This window comes from Bordetella genomosp. 2, assembly GCF_002261345.1.
Classification (GTDB): Bacteria; Pseudomonadota; Gammaproteobacteria; order Burkholderiales; family Burkholderiaceae_B; genus Bordetella_A.
This window is the reverse complement of the sequence record NZ_NEVT01000006.1, coordinates 335,939-351,466: the sequence shown is the minus strand read 5'-3', so window position 1 is coordinate 351,466 and position 15,528 is coordinate 335,939. Positions and strand designations below refer to the sequence as shown.

The following is a 15,528-nucleotide window of genomic DNA, read 5'->3' as shown; positions in this document are numbered from 1 at the left end:
CCCATGCTGCGCTTCCTGCTGCGTCGCCTGGTATATGCGGCCGTGCTGCTGCTGGCCGTGGTGTCGCTGAATTTCCTGCTGATCCATATCTCGCCCGGCGACCCGGTGGAAACCATCGCCGGCTCAATGGGCGGCCTGAGCGAAGAATTGCGCGCGCAGCTGCGGGCGCAGTACGGCCTGGACAAGCCATTCCTGGTGCAGCTCGGCATCTACCTGGGCCAGGTGCTGCGAGGCGACCTGGGCTATTCGTACTTCTTCAACTTGCCAGTGGCGGACCTGATCTGGCAGCGCGTGCCGGCCACGCTGCTGCTGGTGATCACCGCCGTGCTGGCCGCCTTCCTGGTAGGGACCTTCCTGGGGACCCTGGCGGCGCGCAAGCCGAACGGCCCGCTGTCGCAGGCAGTGACCCTGCTGTCGATCGTCGGCTATTCGGCGCCCGTGTTCTGGATGGGGATTGTGTTGATCATCCTGTTCGCCTCCGTGCTGCCGATCTTCCCGGTGTCCGACATGCGTTCGGCCGGTGCCGACGAATCGGGCTGGGCGGGCGCGCTGGACGTGCTGCACCACCTGGTGCTGCCGGCCTTTACGCTGGCGTTCGTCTACCTGGCCCAGTACAGCCGGCTGGCGCGCGCCAGCGTCATGGATGCGCTGTCGGCCGACTATATCCGCACCGCCCGCGCCAAAGGCTTGTCCGAGTCCCGGGTGCTCTACAAGCATGCGCTGCGCAATGGCGTGCTGCCGGTAGTCACCATGCTGGGACTGCAGTTCGGCAATGTGCTGGCGGGAGCCATCCTGGTGGAGACGGTATTCAACTGGCCGGGCCTCGGGCGCCTGGCTTTCGACTCGGTGCTGCGGCGCGACTATCCCACCATGCTGGGCATCCTGCTGTTCGCGTCGCTGCTGGTGGTGGTCATGAACCAGCTCACCGACCTGGCCTATCGTCTCATCGACCCGAGGATCAAGACGACATGAACCGAGCCCAGATCCTGTCGCCCGTGGCGGCCGCGCCGGCCGTGCGGCCGCCCGGGCAGGCGCGCGAGGCCCTGCGCGTGTTCCTGCGCAACCGCACGGCGGTGTTCGGACTGCTGCTGTTGCTGCTGATCCTGGCCGTCACGCTGGCCGGGCCCTGGCTGATGCCGGGCGACCCGTTCGAGATCGCCGCGGCGCCCATGGAGCCGCCCGGCTCGGAGTACGCCCTGCTGGGCAGCGACTACCTGGGCCGCGACGTCCTGATGGGCCTGGTGCACGGCGGGCGGGCCACGCTGCTGGTGGGCGTGGTGGCGGCCGTGCTGTCGGTGCTGATCGGGGTGGTGGTCGGCGCGCTGGCGGGATACTACGGCGGCTGGGTCGACGACCTGCTGATGCGCATCACCGAGTTCTTCCAGGTGCTGCCCGCCTTGTTGTTCGCCATGGTGCTGGTGACCCTGTTCAGCCCCACGCTGGCGACCATCGCCATTGCCATCGGCGTGGTCAGCTGGACCGGCACCGCGCGCCTGGCGCGCGCCGAGTTCCTGCGCCTGAAGCGGCGCGAGTACGTGCTGGCCGAACGCGTCATCGGCGCCGGCAACGGCCGCATCATCTGGCGGGTGATACTGCCCAACGCCATGGCGCCGCTGATTGTGTCCGCGACGCTGGCGATCGGCACCGCCATCCTGTTCGAGGCGGGCCTGTCGTTCCTGGGGCTGGGCGACCCGAACATCATGAGCTGGGGCCTGATGATAGGCAGCAACCGCCCGTACATCCTGACGGCCTGGTGGGCGGTCACGCTGCCCGGCGCGGCCATCTTCCTGACGGTGCTGGCCGTCAGCCTGATCGGCGACGGCCTGAATGACGCGCTCAACCCCACACTGCGAGGCCGCGAATGAATGCCGCCACGCCTGTACTCGAGGTCGAGCGCCTGACCGTGGCGTTCCACGCGCGCGGCCGCAGCGCCGCGGTGCTCAACGAGATCAGCTTTGCGCTGATGCCCGGCGAGACGCTGTGCCTGGTAGGCGAATCCGGCTGCGGCAAGAGCATGACCGCCCTGGCGATCATGCGGCTGGTGCCGCCGGCCGGCCGCATCGAGGGCGGCTCGATCTGCCTGCGCGGCGCGGACCTCGCCGCGTGCGACGAACCGGCGCTGCGGCGCATCCGCGGCAACCAGATCTCGATGATCTTCCAGGAGCCGATGACCGCGCTGAACCCGGTCTATACCGTCGGCGACCAGATCGGCGAGTCGCTGCGCCTGCACCAGCAGCTCGACAAGGCCGCCGCGCGCGCCAAGGCCATCGAGATGCTGCGCTCGGTGGGCATCCCAGCGCCCGAGCGGCGGGTCGACGAGTATCCCCACCAATTGTCGGGCGGCATGCGGCAGCGCGTCATGATCGCCATCGCGCTGGCCTGCGACCCGCACGTGCTGATCGCCGACGAGCCGACCACCGCGCTGGACGTCACGGTGCAGGCCCAGATATTCGATCTGCTGCGCGAGCAACAGCAGCGGCGCGGCACCGCCGTGTTGTTGATCACCCACGACATGGGCGCGGTAGCGGAAATGGCCGATCGCGTGGTGGTGATGTACGGCGGGAGAGTGGCGGAGGAGGGGCCGGTGGCCGACATCCTGGCCCGGCCCGCGCATCCCTACACGCGCGGCCTGATCGCCTGCCTGCCCGAGCTGGATCCCGCGCCCGGCGATGCGCGGCCCGACCTGGCGGAGATTCCGGGCATGGTGCCGCCCGTGTGGGAGCGCGGCGCCGGCTGCCCGTTCCATGACCGCTGCGGCCACGCCATGCCGCGCTGCACCCAGGAGTTCCCCCCCATGTTCGCGGCCGGGCCGCAGCACCGCGTGGCCTGCTGGCTGCACGAAGGAGCCGCACCATGAGCACAGCCACCGCGACGCCGCTGTTGTCGGTGCGCGACCTGCAGGTCCATTTTCCCGTCCGGCGCGGCCATTGGCGCGGCGGCGCCGCAGTGGTGCGGGCGGTGGACGGCGTGTCGTTCGACCTGGAGCGCGGCCGCACGCTCGCGATTGTCGGCGAGTCCGGCTCGGGCAAGACCACCACCGCGCTGTCGGTCATGCGGCTGGCGGAGCCCACGGCGGGGTCGATTCATTTCGACGGCGTCGACGTGACGACCTTGCGGGGAGCCGCATTGCGCGCGCTGCGGCGGCGATTCCAATTGATCTTCCAGGACCCGTATTCCTCGCTCAATCCGCGCCAGCGCGCCGGCGAGATCGTGCGCGCGCCGCTCGACCTGCTGGAAATCGGCCAGCCGGCGCAGCGCGAGGCGCGCGTGGCGGAACTATTCGCCCAGGTGGGCCTGCGCCCGGAACAGCGGCAGGCGTTCCCGCACCAGTTCTCGGGCGGCCAGCGCCAGCGCCTGAACATTGCCCGGGCGCTGGCCAGCGCGCCGGACCTGATCGTCTGCGACGAGCCGGTGTCGGCGCTGGACATCGCGATCCGCGCCCAGATATTGAACCTGCTGCGCCGCATCCAGCGCGAGCAGGGGCAGTCGTTCCTGTTCATCTCGCACGACATGGCGGTGGTCCAGCACATCTGCGACGACATCGCCGTCATGTATTTGGGCCGCATCGTCGAGCGCGCGCCGCGCCAGGCGTTCTTCGGCCGGCCGCTGCATCCGTACAGCGTGGCGCTGATGTCGGCCGTGCCGACCGTGCACGGCGGCCGCGAGCGGGCGCGCCAGCGCATCCGGCTGGCGGGCGACCCGCCCAGCCCGCTGCAGCCGCCGCCGGGCTGCGGCTTTGCCGGCCGCTGCCCAGTGGCGCAGGCGCGCTGCCATACCGAGGCGCCCGCGCTGCGCGAGACCGCCGCCGGCCACCTGGTGGCCTGTCACGGGGTGGTCGTGCAAGACGGTGTGGCGCATCCGCCGCTGGTGCCGGGCGCCACGCATTCCACCCAACCCCAGCCGCAAAGGAGCGCCGCATGACTTCGCCATCGCCCGCCACGACGATCTTCCGGGCCCGCGCCATCCTCACCATGAACCCGGCCCAGCCCGAGGCCACTCACGTGGCCGTGCGCGATGGGCGCATCCTGGGCGTGGGCGACGCCGAGAGCCTGCAAGGGTGGGGCGCCGCCATCGTGGACGAACGCTATGCGGACCAGGTGCTCATGCCGGGGCTGGTGGAAGGCCATTGCCACTTGCCGGAGGGCGGCATGTGGACCTTCGTCTACGTCGGCTACTACGACCGGCGCGGGCCGGATGGCCGCCTGTGGCAGGGGCTGACCAGCTTCGAGGCGGTATGCGCGCGCCTGCGCGAGGCCGAGGCGGGGTTGCCGGACGGCCAGCCGCTAATCGGCTGGGGCTTCGATCCCATCTATTTCGACAGCGGGCGCATGACCGTGCGCGAGCTCGACACCGTGTCGGCCGCCCGTCCCGTAGTGGTGATGCACGCCAGCATGCACCTGATGAACGCCAACAGCGCCATGCTGGCGCGGGCGGGCATCGACCGGGATACCGACATCGAAGGCATCACCCGCTTTGACAACGGCGAGCCGACGGGGGAATTGTGCGAGTTCGCCGCCATGTTCCCGGTCATGCGCCTGATCGGCAATCCGTTCCGCACCATCGGGCTGACGGAGCGGGGCCTGCGGCTGTTCGGGCAAGTGGCGCAACTGGCCGGCGTCACCACGGCCACCGACCTGGTCAACGAGTTGAACGAAGAGGGCATCGATACCCTGGCGCGGGTCAGCGCGGAAGCGGACTACCCCGTGCGGATCGTCCCGGCCGCGTCGGCCATGGCCTTCGCGGGCGACCCCGCCGCCTGCCTGCGGCGGCTGGAGCAGCTCAAGCAGCGCAACCACGACAAGCTGCGCCTGGGCATGGTCAAGCTGGTGGTCGACGGCTCCATCCAGGGCTTCACCGCGCGGCTGCGCTGGCCGGGCTACTACAACGGCGCGCCCAACGGCATCTGGGTGACCCCGCCCGACGTGCTGGACGAGATCGTCCTGGCCTACCACGCGGCGGGGGTGCAGCTGCACATCCACACCAACGGCGACGAGGCCACCGAAGTAGCCATCCGCGCGGTCGAGCGCGCGCTGCAGCGGTATCCGCGCGCCGACCACCGCCATACCCTGCAACACTGCCAGATGGCCGACGCCGCCCAGTTCCGGCGCATGGCCCGGCTGGGCATGTGCGCCAACCTGTTCGCCAATCACATCTACTACTGGGGCGACGCGCACTATGCGCAGACCATGGGGCCCGACCGCGCCAACCGCATGGACGCCTGCGCCAGCGCGGCCCGGCTGGGCGTGCCGTACGCGATCCACTCGGACGCGCCCATCACTCCGCTGGGACCGTTGTTCACCGCCTGGTGCGCGGTCAACCGCCGCACGGCCGGCGGCCGCGTGCTGGGAGAATCCGAACGGATCGGCGTGGACGCCGCGCTGCATGCCATCACGCTGGGCGCGGCCTACACCTTGCACCTGGACCACGAGATCGGCTCGATCGAGATCGGCAAGCGGGCCGACTTCTGCGTGCTGCGCGACGACCCGCGCGCCCTGGGCGCCGAGAACCTGAAGGACGCGGGCGTCATCGGGACCGTGGTGGGCGGCCGGCCGCTGGCGGCCCCGGGAGCCTGATATGGCCGCGCCGCCGCGTATCGCGCTGACGGTGGTCGGCGGTTTCCTGGGCGCCGGCAAGAGTTCGCTGCTGAACCGCATCCTGGCGCGCAGCCAGCGCCGGGCGGCGGTGCTGGTCAACGATTTCGGGCCAGTGAACATCGACGCCGCGCTGGTCGCCAGCCGCGACGGCGACACCATCAGCCTGGCCAATGGCTGCGTGTGCTGCAGCATCGGCGGCGGACTGGACGACGCGCTGGCGCGGGTCATGGCGCGCGACCCGGCGCCCGAGTGGATCGTCATCGAGGCCAGCGGCGTGTCCGACCCGGCGCGCATCGCCCAGGTCGGCATGGCCGACCCGATGCTGGAATTGGAAAGCGTCCTGGTGGTGGTCGATGCCAGCCGCATCCGCGAACAGGCGGCCGATCCGCTGCTGGCCGATACCGTCGGACGCCAGCTGGATGCGGCCGGCGTGCTGCTGCTGGGCAAGGCCGACCTGGCCGGCCCGCAGGAAACTGCCGCGGCCCGCGCCTGGCTGGCCCGGCGCGCCGCCGACGTGCCCATCCTGTCCGCCGACGCCGACCTGGCCGCCTTGCTGGCCGTTCCCGCAGCGGAACCGGCCGCCGGCCAGGCCGGCGCGCGGGCCGGCCGCGAGAGGGGGCACGGCCATGCGCAGCATGAGCACGCCGCTGACCATCCCTTCGAGAGCTGGTTCTGGCCGGCCGGCGGTCCGCTCGATGCCGACCGGCTGACGAGCGCGCTCAAGCAGCTGCCGCGCAGCGTGGTGCGCGCCAAAGGCTGGCTGACGACCGACCGCCATGGCCAGGTCCTGGTGCAGTACGCCGGCGGGCGCGTGCGCTATGCGCGCGTGGCGCCTGGCGCGGCGGTGCCGGCCGGGCTGGTGCTGATCGGCGCGCGCGGCCTCGACCGCGGCGCCGTCGAAGGCTGCCTGGGCCGCGCCGCTGGTGCAAGCGAATGCCCTGGTCTGGTTCTAGACCGGTCCCCCGGCGCCGCGTAACTTGATCGCATCCCTGTCAGACTGGAGAACCGCCATCATGTCCGATGCAGTCACCCCGCAGACGCTGGCCGAATTCGCGGCCGCCTGGAATCGCCACGACATAGACGCGCTGATGAGCTTCATGACCGACGATTGCGTCTTCGAGACCGTGGCCGGCCCGGAGCAATACGGCGCGCGCCATGTCGGCACGGCGGCAGTACGGGCGGCGTTCGCGGCGGCCTGGCAGAATTTCCCCGATGCCCAATGGCGCGATGGCCGCCACTGGGTGGCGGGCGACCGCGGCGTGTCCGAATCGACTTTCACCGGCACGGCGCCCGATGGTTCGCGCGTCGAGGCCGACATGGTCGATGTCTTCACCTTCCGCGCCGGCAAGATCCACATCAAGAACGCCTTCCGCAAGCAACGTCCCCCTTTGCCCGCGGACCGCCGCTAATTCCCGCCAGCCGACCACGCCTTCCGCCGGATCGCCATGGATGCTCAAGCGAATTTCCTCAATGGCGGCGCCCGCGCGGCCGGCGCCGCCGGTGCCGCCGCGGCGCCGTACGACCCGCTCTACGACCCCCTGGTCAAGCCGCCTGGACAAGGCCAGGACTACGCTCCCACCTACTGGGTGGCGACCGCCGGCGAGCCGCCGCCGGATGACGGCCCGATCACCAGCGACGTCGACGCCGACGTGGTGATCGTCGGCTCCGGCTTCACCGGGCTTTCGGCGGCGCTGGCCCTGGCGCGCGATTTCGGCATCCGCGCGACGGTGCTGGAGGCCAATCGGGCGGTATGGGGCTGCACCAGCCGCAATGGCGGCCAGGGACAGAACGCGTCGGGCCGCCTGTACCGTTCGCAATGGATCCAGCGCTGGGGCATGGAGGTCGCCCGGCGGCTGGATGCCGAGATCCGCGATGGCTTCGAATACTGGAAAAGCCTGGTTGCCGAGATCGACTGCGACGCGCAACCCGGCGGCCACCTGTATACGGCCCACCGGCCCAAGAAGCTGGCGTTCCTGGAAAATGAGGCGCGCGTCATGCGCGAGGTCTTCGGCTACGACACCCGCATGCTCAGCCGCGCCGAGCTGCACGAGCGCTACGCCCACGATCAAGAGGCCGCGGGCGCCTTGCTGGAGCCCGACGGCACGGGCGTACACCCGCTGAAGCTGGCGTTCGGCTATCTGCGGCAGGCGCGCGCGCTGGGCGCGCGCGTACACCCGTGCAGCCCGGTGCTGGGCTGGGACAACGACGGCAGCACCTTCCGGCTGCGCACGCCCGGCGGCATCGTGCGGGCGCGGCGCGTGGCGTTCGCCACGGGCGGCTATACGGCCCAGGGCGTCAATCGGCTGCTGGACAACCGCATCATGCCGGTCCTGTCCAATTCCATGGTTACCCGTCCGCTCAGCGAAACGGAGCGGCGCGCGGCAGGGCTGCACAGCACGGTGTTCATCACCGATACGCGCACCTTGCGGTTCTATTACCGCCTGCTGCCGGACGGCCGCATGCAGATCGGCAGCCGCAGCGCCATCCACGGCGCCGATGCCGGGCAGCCGCGCCACCTGGAGCTCCTGCGCCACGGCCTGGCGCGCAAGTTCCCCGCGCTGCGCGACATCGAGATTGATTATTCCTGGTGGGGCTGGGTGGATGTGAGCCACGACATGATGCCCCGGGTCACCCAGCCCGACCCTGCCCAGCGGGTGTACTACGCACTCGGATACGGCGGCAATGGCGTATCGTTCTCGGCCCAGGCCGGCCGGCGGCTGGCCCAGCGCATCGTCGGCAAGGACGGCGTGCGGTGGGACCTGCCCATCTACGATACGCCGCTGCCTGGCCACGCCTTCGCGCCGTGGCGGCGGTTGGGCCAGGCCTTGCTGTACCGCTGGTACTACTTGCGCGACGAGATTTTCTAGCACGCGGCGCGGGGCGCGCTCAGGCGGCCCCGCGCAACTCCATGCGCTGCGCGATCTGCGCCAGGCGCGCGATGCCCGGCTCGATGCGGTCGGCGCTGATGGAGGTGTAGCCCAGCCGCAAGGTATTGCGCGGCGCGTTGGCTTCGTTCATGAAGAATACGCCGCCAGGTTCGATCACGATTCCTTCTTCCAGGGCTGCTTGCGCCAGCCGGCCCGCATCCAGCCAGGGCGGGCCATGCAGCCAGCACGACGAGCCGCCCGTCAGGGGCGTCGCCTGCCAGCCGGGCAGGTGGCGCGCCAGCGCATTGGCCAGTTCGGCCGCGCGCAGCTGGTAGGCATGCGATTGCTTGCGCAGCAGCGCGTGATGATGGCCCAGCGAAATAAACAGCGAAAAGGCCCGCTGGATATAGGCGGACGGGTGGCGCAGCATCAGGCGCCGCAGCGCGCGCAGCTCGGCGGTCAGTTCGCGCGCGGCGACGATATAGCCGATGCGCAATCCGGGCGCGAACGCCTTGGCCAGGCTGCCTACATAGATCACCCGGCCGTCCTGGTCCAGGCTCTTGAGGGCCGCGATGGGCGTCTCGCCGTAGCGGTTCTCGCTTTCGAAATCGTCCTCGATGAGCATGCAGTCGGCCTCGGCGGCCAGCCGCAGCAGCTGCTGCCGGCGCGCCAGCGGCATGGTGGCGGTGGTGGGGCACTGGTGGCTGGGCGTGACGAATACATATTCGCAGTCGAGCAGGTTGGTGCCCAGGCAGAGGCCCTCGGCGTCGATGGGCAGCGGCACCAGGTTGCGGGTGCGGCTGGCGAAGATATTGCGCGCATCGGGATAGCCGGGGTCTTCCATGCCGACGACCGTGTCGGCATTGATCAGCAGGTCCGCCAGCAGGTACAGCGCATGCTGGGCGCCCACGGTAATGACGATCTCGTCGGCATCGGCCCACACGCCGCGGCGCGGCAGCACCTGGGTGCGGATCTGTTCGATCAGGGCCGGGTCGTCATGGGTGATGAGGTCGGGCGCCCAGCTACGGATGTCCAGCACCGACAGCGCCTTGATACAGCATTCGCGCCATTCCGCGGTGGGAAACAGTTCCTGGTCGAACTGGCCGTACACGAAGGGGTAGGGGGCCGTCTGCCAGTCGCGCGGCTTGACGATGTTGCGCTGGCGCGTGGGGCGGAACCGCAGCCGCTCGTCCCAGCGCACCGCCGTGCGCGGCGGCAGGCCGGCGCTGGCGGGGGCCTGGCCGAGCCGGCCGCTGAGCACGTCGTCGCTGACGAAATGGCCGCTGCGCTCGCGCGAAACCAGGTAGCCTTCGCTGACCAGTTGCTGGTACGCAAATACCACGGTGTTGCGGGCGATGCCGAGCTGGTCGGCCAGGTAGCGGCTGGACGGCACGGGCGCGCCCGGCGGCAGGTGGCCGCTGAGAATCGCCGACACCAGCATTTGCCGCAGCCGGCCTTGCAGGCTGAGGTGAGTGGCGCTCTCCCGTTGGAACAGGCTTTCCCACAATACGGGCTTGGGCATCGCGGCCTGGAACATGAAGCCTCCCGGAAAGGCGAAGGCGCGTCGACGCGCCGTCTGCAACCCAGCATAGAAGATAAGCGGGCGCCCGGCCATGGGGGATTGCCCGGCCGGCGCCGCCCCGCTATATGCGTCCCTTCCAGGGGATCGCCAGGCGTTCCAGGTAGCGCACCAGCAAGTCGAAGGCGAAGGCGAATATGCCGATGACCACGATGCCCATGATGACCGTGTCGCTGGCCAGGAACTGCGCGGCGTTGAGCACCATGAAGCCCAGCCCGCGGTCGGCCGCGACCATTTCGGCCGCCACCAGGGTCGTCCAGCCCACCCCGATGCCGATGCGCATGCCGGTGAAGATCTCGGGCAGGGCGGCCTTCAGGATGACGTGCAGGATGACCTGGGTGGGCGTGCCGCCCATGGCGTAGGCGGCGTGGATCTGCTCGATCGATACCGACCGGACGCCGGCGCGCGCCGCGATGGCCATGGGCGCGAAGATCGCCAGGTAGATCAGGAAAATCTTGGGAAATTCGCCGATGCCGAACCAGATGATCACCAGCGGCAGGTAGGCCAGTGGGGGCAGGGGCCGGTAGAACTCGATGGGAGGATCGAAGATGCCGCGCGCGTAGCGGTTCACGCCCATCAGGATGCCCACCGGTATGGCGGTGGCGCAGGCCAGGAAGAACGCGCCGAATACCCGCGACAGGCTGGCGGCCGCGTGCTCGGCCAGCGTCGAGCCGGCCACGCCGTCGGTCATGGCGGCGATGAACTTGGCATAGACCGCCTGGGGCGATGGCAGGAACAGCGGCTTGACCCATTCCATGGACGTCACCAGGAACCACAGGCCGATCAAGACCGCGCTGGTGATCAGGCTGATGTGGCTGCTGTGGCCGGCGCCCGGCGCGCCATAGACTTTGCCTGGCGCGGCGGGCCTGGCGCCGAAGAAGGAGGCCCGCCTATGCATGCGGGCTCCCGGCCGCTCCGGCGGCGCGTTCGTCCCCGTAGATGATGCCCAGGACCTGTTCGCGCATGGCGATGAACTCGGGGCTGGATTTGATGCGGCGGCCATCGCCATCCTCCAGGTAGCGCCGGTTGAAGTCCAGCGCGAACGTATGGGTGATACGGCCGGGGCGCGGCGACATGACGATCAGGCGCGACCCCAGGAACAGGGCTTCCTCGACGCTGTGCGTGATGAAGAAGAACATCTTGCCGGTGCGTTCCCAGATGCGCAGCAACAGCTCCTGGATCGTTTCGCGGGTCAGGGCGTCCAGCGCGGCCATGGGCTCGTCCATCAGCAGCATGGCCGGATCGCAGGTCAGCGCGCGCGCGATGCCGACACGCTGCTGCATGCCGCCCGACAATTGGTAGATCATGTGCTGGTGGAAATCCTGCAAGCCCACGAGCTCGAGGTTCTGGGCGGCCCGCTCGCGGCGCACGGCGCGCGGCACGCCCTGCAGCTTGAGCCCGAACTCGGTGTTGTCCAGCACATTCAGCCAGGGCAGCAGGGCATGCTTCTGGAACACCACGCCACGGTCCGCGCCCGGCCCGACGATCGGCGCCCCGGCCAGCGTAATGCGGCCCTCCGTAGGCGACAGGAAGCCCGCCAGCAGGCTGAGCAGCGTCGTCTTGCCGCAGCCGGAGGCCCCCAGCGCGACGATGAACTCGCCCGGTTCGATGGTGAGGTCGACGCCATGCAGGGCAACGACGGGCTCGCCGTCGTGCAGGCCGGGATACGTGACGCTCACGTTTTCGGCCCTGAGAGTTTGCGCGTCCGAGGGCGGCACGGTCATGCGGTTACCTCCGGGAATGCGGACGGCCCGCGCTGGGCGGCGGCCGTCCGGATGACGTTGCGGCCGGCCACGCTACTGCGTGGCGGCCTGCTGGGCATAGCTGGCGTTCACGTGCGGGCTGTAATCCTGCAATGCCTTGTCGATCTGCTTTTGTTCCTTCAGGAACTGCGCGCTGGCGGCGAATGCCCGGGCCGCGCCGGACTCCTTGCCGCCGCCCAGCCATTGCGGCGAAGCCTGCTCCTGGGCCGTGGGAAAGCCCAGCAGCTTGAGCGCGCCGACCACGTCGTCCGGCTTGCCGCCGATCAGCTTGACCATGCCTTGCACCTGCGGCGAGTCGGCGGTCCAGCCGGCGCCATTGGCGCGGTAGTCGGCATACGCCTTGGCCAATACTTGCGTGAACGCGGCCATGAACTTGGGATGCTTCTGCGCCCAGGCCTTGTCGGCCACCAGCCCGTCGAAGGTCGGCACGCTGGCCTTGCCGATCTCCTCGGAATCGGCGATGGTCTTGCCGGATTTCTGGATTTCCGCCAGGGCAGGGGGCCAGACATAGGCCGCGTCGATATCGCCGCGCTGCCAGGCCGCCACGATCTGCGGCGGCTGCATGTTCAGGATGCGCACGTCGCGGGGATTGATCTTCCAGACTTTCTCCAGCCCCACCAGCAGGTGGAAGTGCGCCGTCGACACGAACGGGGTGGCCACGCGCTTGCCCTTGAGGTCTTGCGGGCTGTTGATGCCGGAGCCTTCGCGGGCCACCAGCGCCTCGGATTTGCCAATGTTGTCCAGGATCCAGAACAGCTCCATGTCCACGCCGCGCGTGGCCGCGGCGGTGATGCCGGTGGATCCCAGCACGCCCACCGGCACCTTGCCGGATGCCAGCGCCGTGGAGATATCACCGGCTGATGTGAACTGGCGCCAGTCGACCTGGTAGCCGGCCTGCGCCAGCGCCTTGTCGAAGCTGCCGTCGGCAATGGCCGATAGAAACGGCCCGACAATGAGCTGGTAGCCGACGACCAGCTTGGTTTGCCCGTGGGCCTGCGCGGCGGCCAGCAGGGTGAAGCCGCCAGCCAGGACGCAGCGGCGAATGAGGCGATTGATCGCTTGCATGGTGATCTCCTGAAGAGAGTAAGCCGCGCCCCGGTACGACTGGACTGCTGCGTTGCGGCCCGCGATCAAGTTTGCCTGGATGCCGCCATAACGCTAGAGCCAAATGCGTGCATCAGGTTGGGCCAAGACAAGCGCCGGCAGGCGGGCATGGCTGGCCTGCCAAAATATAATGAACTACTTTTAGAAATAGATATAAATTATTGATATTTAATAATTATTATCTTCCAAAACGAACCAGCGGCAGTGCACGCCCCGGCCACCGTCATCCCGGCGGCGGCGCGCGGGTTGCTACAGTTCCAGCACGATCCGCGTGCCCGCCGCGCGCGAGCAGCACGCCATCATCTTGCCGTTCGCGTCGCGCTCGGACCGCGTCAGCACCACGTCGCGGTGGTCGATGGCGCCCTGCAGCACCCGCACTTCGCACGAGCCGCACAGGCCTTCCTCGCAATCGCTCTGCACATCGACATTGGCGGCGCGCAGCGCCGCCAGCAGCGTCTGGTCGGCGGCCACGTTGATGACCAGGCCGGAATCCTTGAGCTCGGCCTCGAAGGCATGCTCCTTTGACGGGTCCAGCACGGTGGCGGTCGTATGGAAATGCTCGACGCGCAGGGCGTCTTCCGGCCAGGCGGCGCAGGCGGCGGCCAGCGCATCGAGCATGCGTTGCGGGCCGCACGCATAGATCTGCGTGCCGGGCTCGGGCCGGGCCAGCAGGGCGGCGAAGTCGTTGCGGCGCCCTTCATCCGATACGTGCGTGCGCAGGCGTTCGCCGTGCAGGGCGGCCAGTTCGTCCAACAGCGCCATGCCGGCGCGCGAGCGGCCGCTGTAGTGCAGTTCGTAGTCCATGCCCGCCTGGCGCGCGTGGCGGGCCATCGCGCTGATGGGCGTGATGCCGATGCCGCCGGCAATGAAAATGGCCTTGCGCGCGGCCGGGTCGAGCCGGAAGTGGTTGCGCGGCCCGCGGATGCGCAAGCGGTCGCCCGGCTTGACGCGGGCGTGGATCCAGGCCGACCCGCCGCGGCCCGTGCGCTCATGCAGCACCGCGATCTCGAAACTGCGCGTGTCGGCGGGATCGCCGCACAATGAATATTGGCGCGAGATGCCGGTGTCGCCGCACTCGACATCGATATGCGCGCCGGGCGCCCAGCGGGGCAGGGGCCGGCCGTCGCACGAAGCCAGCCGCAGCCTGACGATGCCGTCGCCGGCCGGCGCGACCTGCTCGACCACTACCGTGCGGCTGATGGCGTGCGCGGAGGGCTCGCCGATGCGCACCGGCTGGCGGACCTGCAGCAGCTCGGGGCGCCGGCGCTCCGGGTTCAGGCGCGGGTCCCATTCCACCCACAGATGCTCCGGTCCGCGGAACGACGTATTGGGCACGTAGGTGAAGCGCTGTTCGGACAGCTTCATGTGCGGCAGCCGGCGCGTGAACTCTTCCAGGAAGATCTGCATTTCCATGCGGGCCAGGTTCTTGCCCATGCACTGGTGCGAGCCATAGCCGAAGGTCAGCTGGTCGCTGGCGTTCTCGCGCCGGATATCGAACAGGTCGGCATCGGCGAAATGCCGCTCGTCGTGGTTGGCGGAGGAAGACACGATCAGCAGCTTGGCGCCGGCCGGAATCTTCACCCCGGCGATCTCCACGTCCCGGGTGGCCAGGCGCCGCCACGCGGCCACCGAGCCATTGTGGCGCAGGCATTCCTCTACGGCGTTCGGGATCAGCGCCGGGTCTTCGCAGATGTCGCGCCACGCCTGGGGATGCTGCAGCAGCAGCTTCATCGCATTGGCCGAGGCATTGGCGGTGGTCTCGTGGGCGGCCACGATGCCCGCCATCATCATGGAGTGCAGATAGGAATCCGTGACGATGTCCGGGTGCTCCCGCTGCTTGCGGATGCCGTATTGCATCCAGCCCGGGCCGGACGGGTCGCGGCGCATTTTCTCGAGCACCTTGCCGGCGAACTGCCAGAAATTGCCCACCGCATGCGCCACGGCCACCTGTTCTTCCGGCTTGGGGCGGCCCCAGGTATTGACGGTGTGCGCAATCGAATACTTGCGCAGCATGTCCATGTCCTCTTCCGGCACGCCCAGGAAATGCAGCGCCACGGTCAGCGGGACTTCCCACAATATCTGGTCGACCAGGTCCGCCTTGCCGGCGTCGATGAAGCGGTCGACATATTCGCGCGTCAGCCGCCGCACCATCGGCTCGTGGTGCTTGAGCTCGGCCGGCGTGAACGGGTCCATCAGCAGGCGCCGCCGCGGCATGTGGGCCGGCTCGTCCTCGTTGACCAGGGTGCGGTTCATGGCGTAGCCGTACGACTCGAGCACGGCATTCGCTTCCGGACCGGTCGGGGTGATCTTCTCCAGGGCGATCGACGGGCTGAACGTGATGTTGTCGCGGAAAATCGCCTTGATATCGTCGTAGCGCGTCACTACCCAATAGCCGAGCTTGGGACTGTAGAACACCGGCTCCTGTTCGCGCGCCCAACGCACGTATTCGGGCGGGTCCTGCTGGTAGCCGTCGCCGAACGGATCGAACTCGGCCGCCCGGGGGCTCACCGGGCAGCCCGCCGCGGCAGCGAGCGCCGAATGGTCCACCGGGCAGCCGGAAGGACGGGCAGGGGAAGTAGGGGTCATGGGAGGCTCCGCGTGAAACAAGCCTTGCCCGGCCG

13 protein-coding genes are annotated in these 15,528 nt (G+C 69.2%); 8 read left to right on the top strand and 5 right to left on the bottom strand.

Annotation, left to right across the window (positions count from 1 at the left end; translation table 11 throughout):
* The first annotated feature begins 3 nt into the window (after window positions 1-3).
* From CAL24_RS11745 to CAL24_RS11710, 8 genes are read left to right on the top strand one after another with little or no spacing between them, the layout of a single operon-like run.
* Window positions 4-972 carry an ABC transporter permease gene (locus CAL24_RS11745; protein ID WP_028356037.1) on the top strand — a complete coding sequence of 323 codons (969 nt, stop codon included), beginning with the start codon at window positions 4-6 and terminating at the stop codon, window positions 970-972.
* A complete protein-coding gene (locus CAL24_RS11740; protein WP_094806805.1) occupies window positions 969-1,865 on the top strand; it encodes an ABC transporter permease in 897 nt (298 codons plus the stop codon). The genes CAL24_RS11745 and CAL24_RS11740 overlap by 4 nt, the downstream gene beginning before the upstream one ends.
* Window positions 1,862-2,857, top strand: coding sequence for an ABC transporter ATP-binding protein (locus CAL24_RS11735; RefSeq protein WP_094806804.1), 996 nt, complete (start codon window positions 1,862-1,864; stop codon window positions 2,855-2,857). Before CAL24_RS11740 ends, CAL24_RS11735 begins: the two co-directional genes overlap by 4 nt.
* Entirely contained in the window at window positions 2,854-3,921 is a 1,068-nt protein-coding gene (locus CAL24_RS11730) for an ABC transporter ATP-binding protein (RefSeq protein ID WP_094806803.1), read from the top strand. The genes CAL24_RS11735 and CAL24_RS11730 overlap by 4 nt, the downstream gene beginning before the upstream one ends.
* Complete coding sequence (locus CAL24_RS11725; RefSeq protein ID WP_094806802.1) at window positions 3,918-5,573, top strand: amidohydrolase; 1,656 nt, start codon at window positions 3,918-3,920, stop codon at window positions 5,571-5,573. The genes CAL24_RS11730 and CAL24_RS11725 overlap by 4 nt, the downstream gene beginning before the upstream one ends.
* 1 nt (window position 5,574) lies before the next feature.
* Window positions 5,575-6,570, top strand: coding sequence for a CobW family GTP-binding protein (locus CAL24_RS11720; protein ID WP_094806801.1), 996 nt, complete (start codon window positions 5,575-5,577; stop codon window positions 6,568-6,570).
* A 37-nt stretch (window positions 6,571-6,607) separates the two neighbouring features.
* Window positions 6,608-7,003 carry a nuclear transport factor 2 family protein gene (locus tag CAL24_RS11715; protein ID WP_028356041.1) on the top strand — a complete coding sequence of 132 codons (396 nt, stop codon included), beginning with the start codon at window positions 6,608-6,610 and terminating at the stop codon, window positions 7,001-7,003.
* Window positions 7,004-7,039: 36 nt separating this feature from the next.
* The gene (locus tag CAL24_RS11710; RefSeq protein WP_028356042.1) at window positions 7,040-8,461 is read left to right on the top strand and encodes an NAD(P)/FAD-dependent oxidoreductase; all 1,422 of its coding nucleotides are present in this window, start codon (window positions 7,040-7,042) and stop codon (window positions 8,459-8,461) included.
* A gap of 19 nt (window positions 8,462-8,480) precedes the next feature.
* Here the strand turns inward: CAL24_RS11710 and CAL24_RS11705 are convergent, their stop codons facing one another.
* From CAL24_RS11705 to CAL24_RS11685, 5 genes are all read right to left on the bottom strand, one after another.
* A complete protein-coding gene (locus CAL24_RS11705) occupies window positions 8,481-9,998 on the bottom strand; it encodes a PLP-dependent aminotransferase family protein (RefSeq protein ID WP_094806800.1) in 1,518 nt (505 codons plus the stop codon).
* Between the two features lie 106 nt (window positions 9,999-10,104).
* The gene (locus CAL24_RS11700; protein WP_028356044.1) at window positions 10,105-10,938 is read right to left on the bottom strand and encodes an ABC transporter permease subunit; all 834 of its coding nucleotides are present in this window, start codon (window positions 10,936-10,938) and stop codon (window positions 10,105-10,107) included.
* The gene (locus CAL24_RS11695; RefSeq protein ID WP_094806799.1) at window positions 10,931-11,764 is read right to left on the bottom strand and encodes a taurine ABC transporter ATP-binding protein; all 834 of its coding nucleotides are present in this window, start codon (window positions 11,762-11,764) and stop codon (window positions 10,931-10,933) included. The genes CAL24_RS11700 and CAL24_RS11695 overlap by 8 nt, the downstream gene beginning before the upstream one ends.
* A gap of 72 nt (window positions 11,765-11,836) precedes the next feature.
* Window positions 11,837-12,868, bottom strand: coding sequence for a taurine ABC transporter substrate-binding protein (gene tauA / locus CAL24_RS11690; RefSeq protein WP_094806798.1), 1,032 nt, complete (start codon window positions 12,866-12,868; stop codon window positions 11,837-11,839).
* A 288-nt stretch (window positions 12,869-13,156) separates the two neighbouring features.
* Window positions 13,157-15,493, bottom strand: coding sequence for a cytochrome P450/oxidoreductase (locus CAL24_RS11685; RefSeq protein ID WP_094806797.1), 2,337 nt, complete (start codon window positions 15,491-15,493; stop codon window positions 13,157-13,159).
* Between the last annotated feature and the right edge of the window lie 35 nt (window positions 15,494-15,528).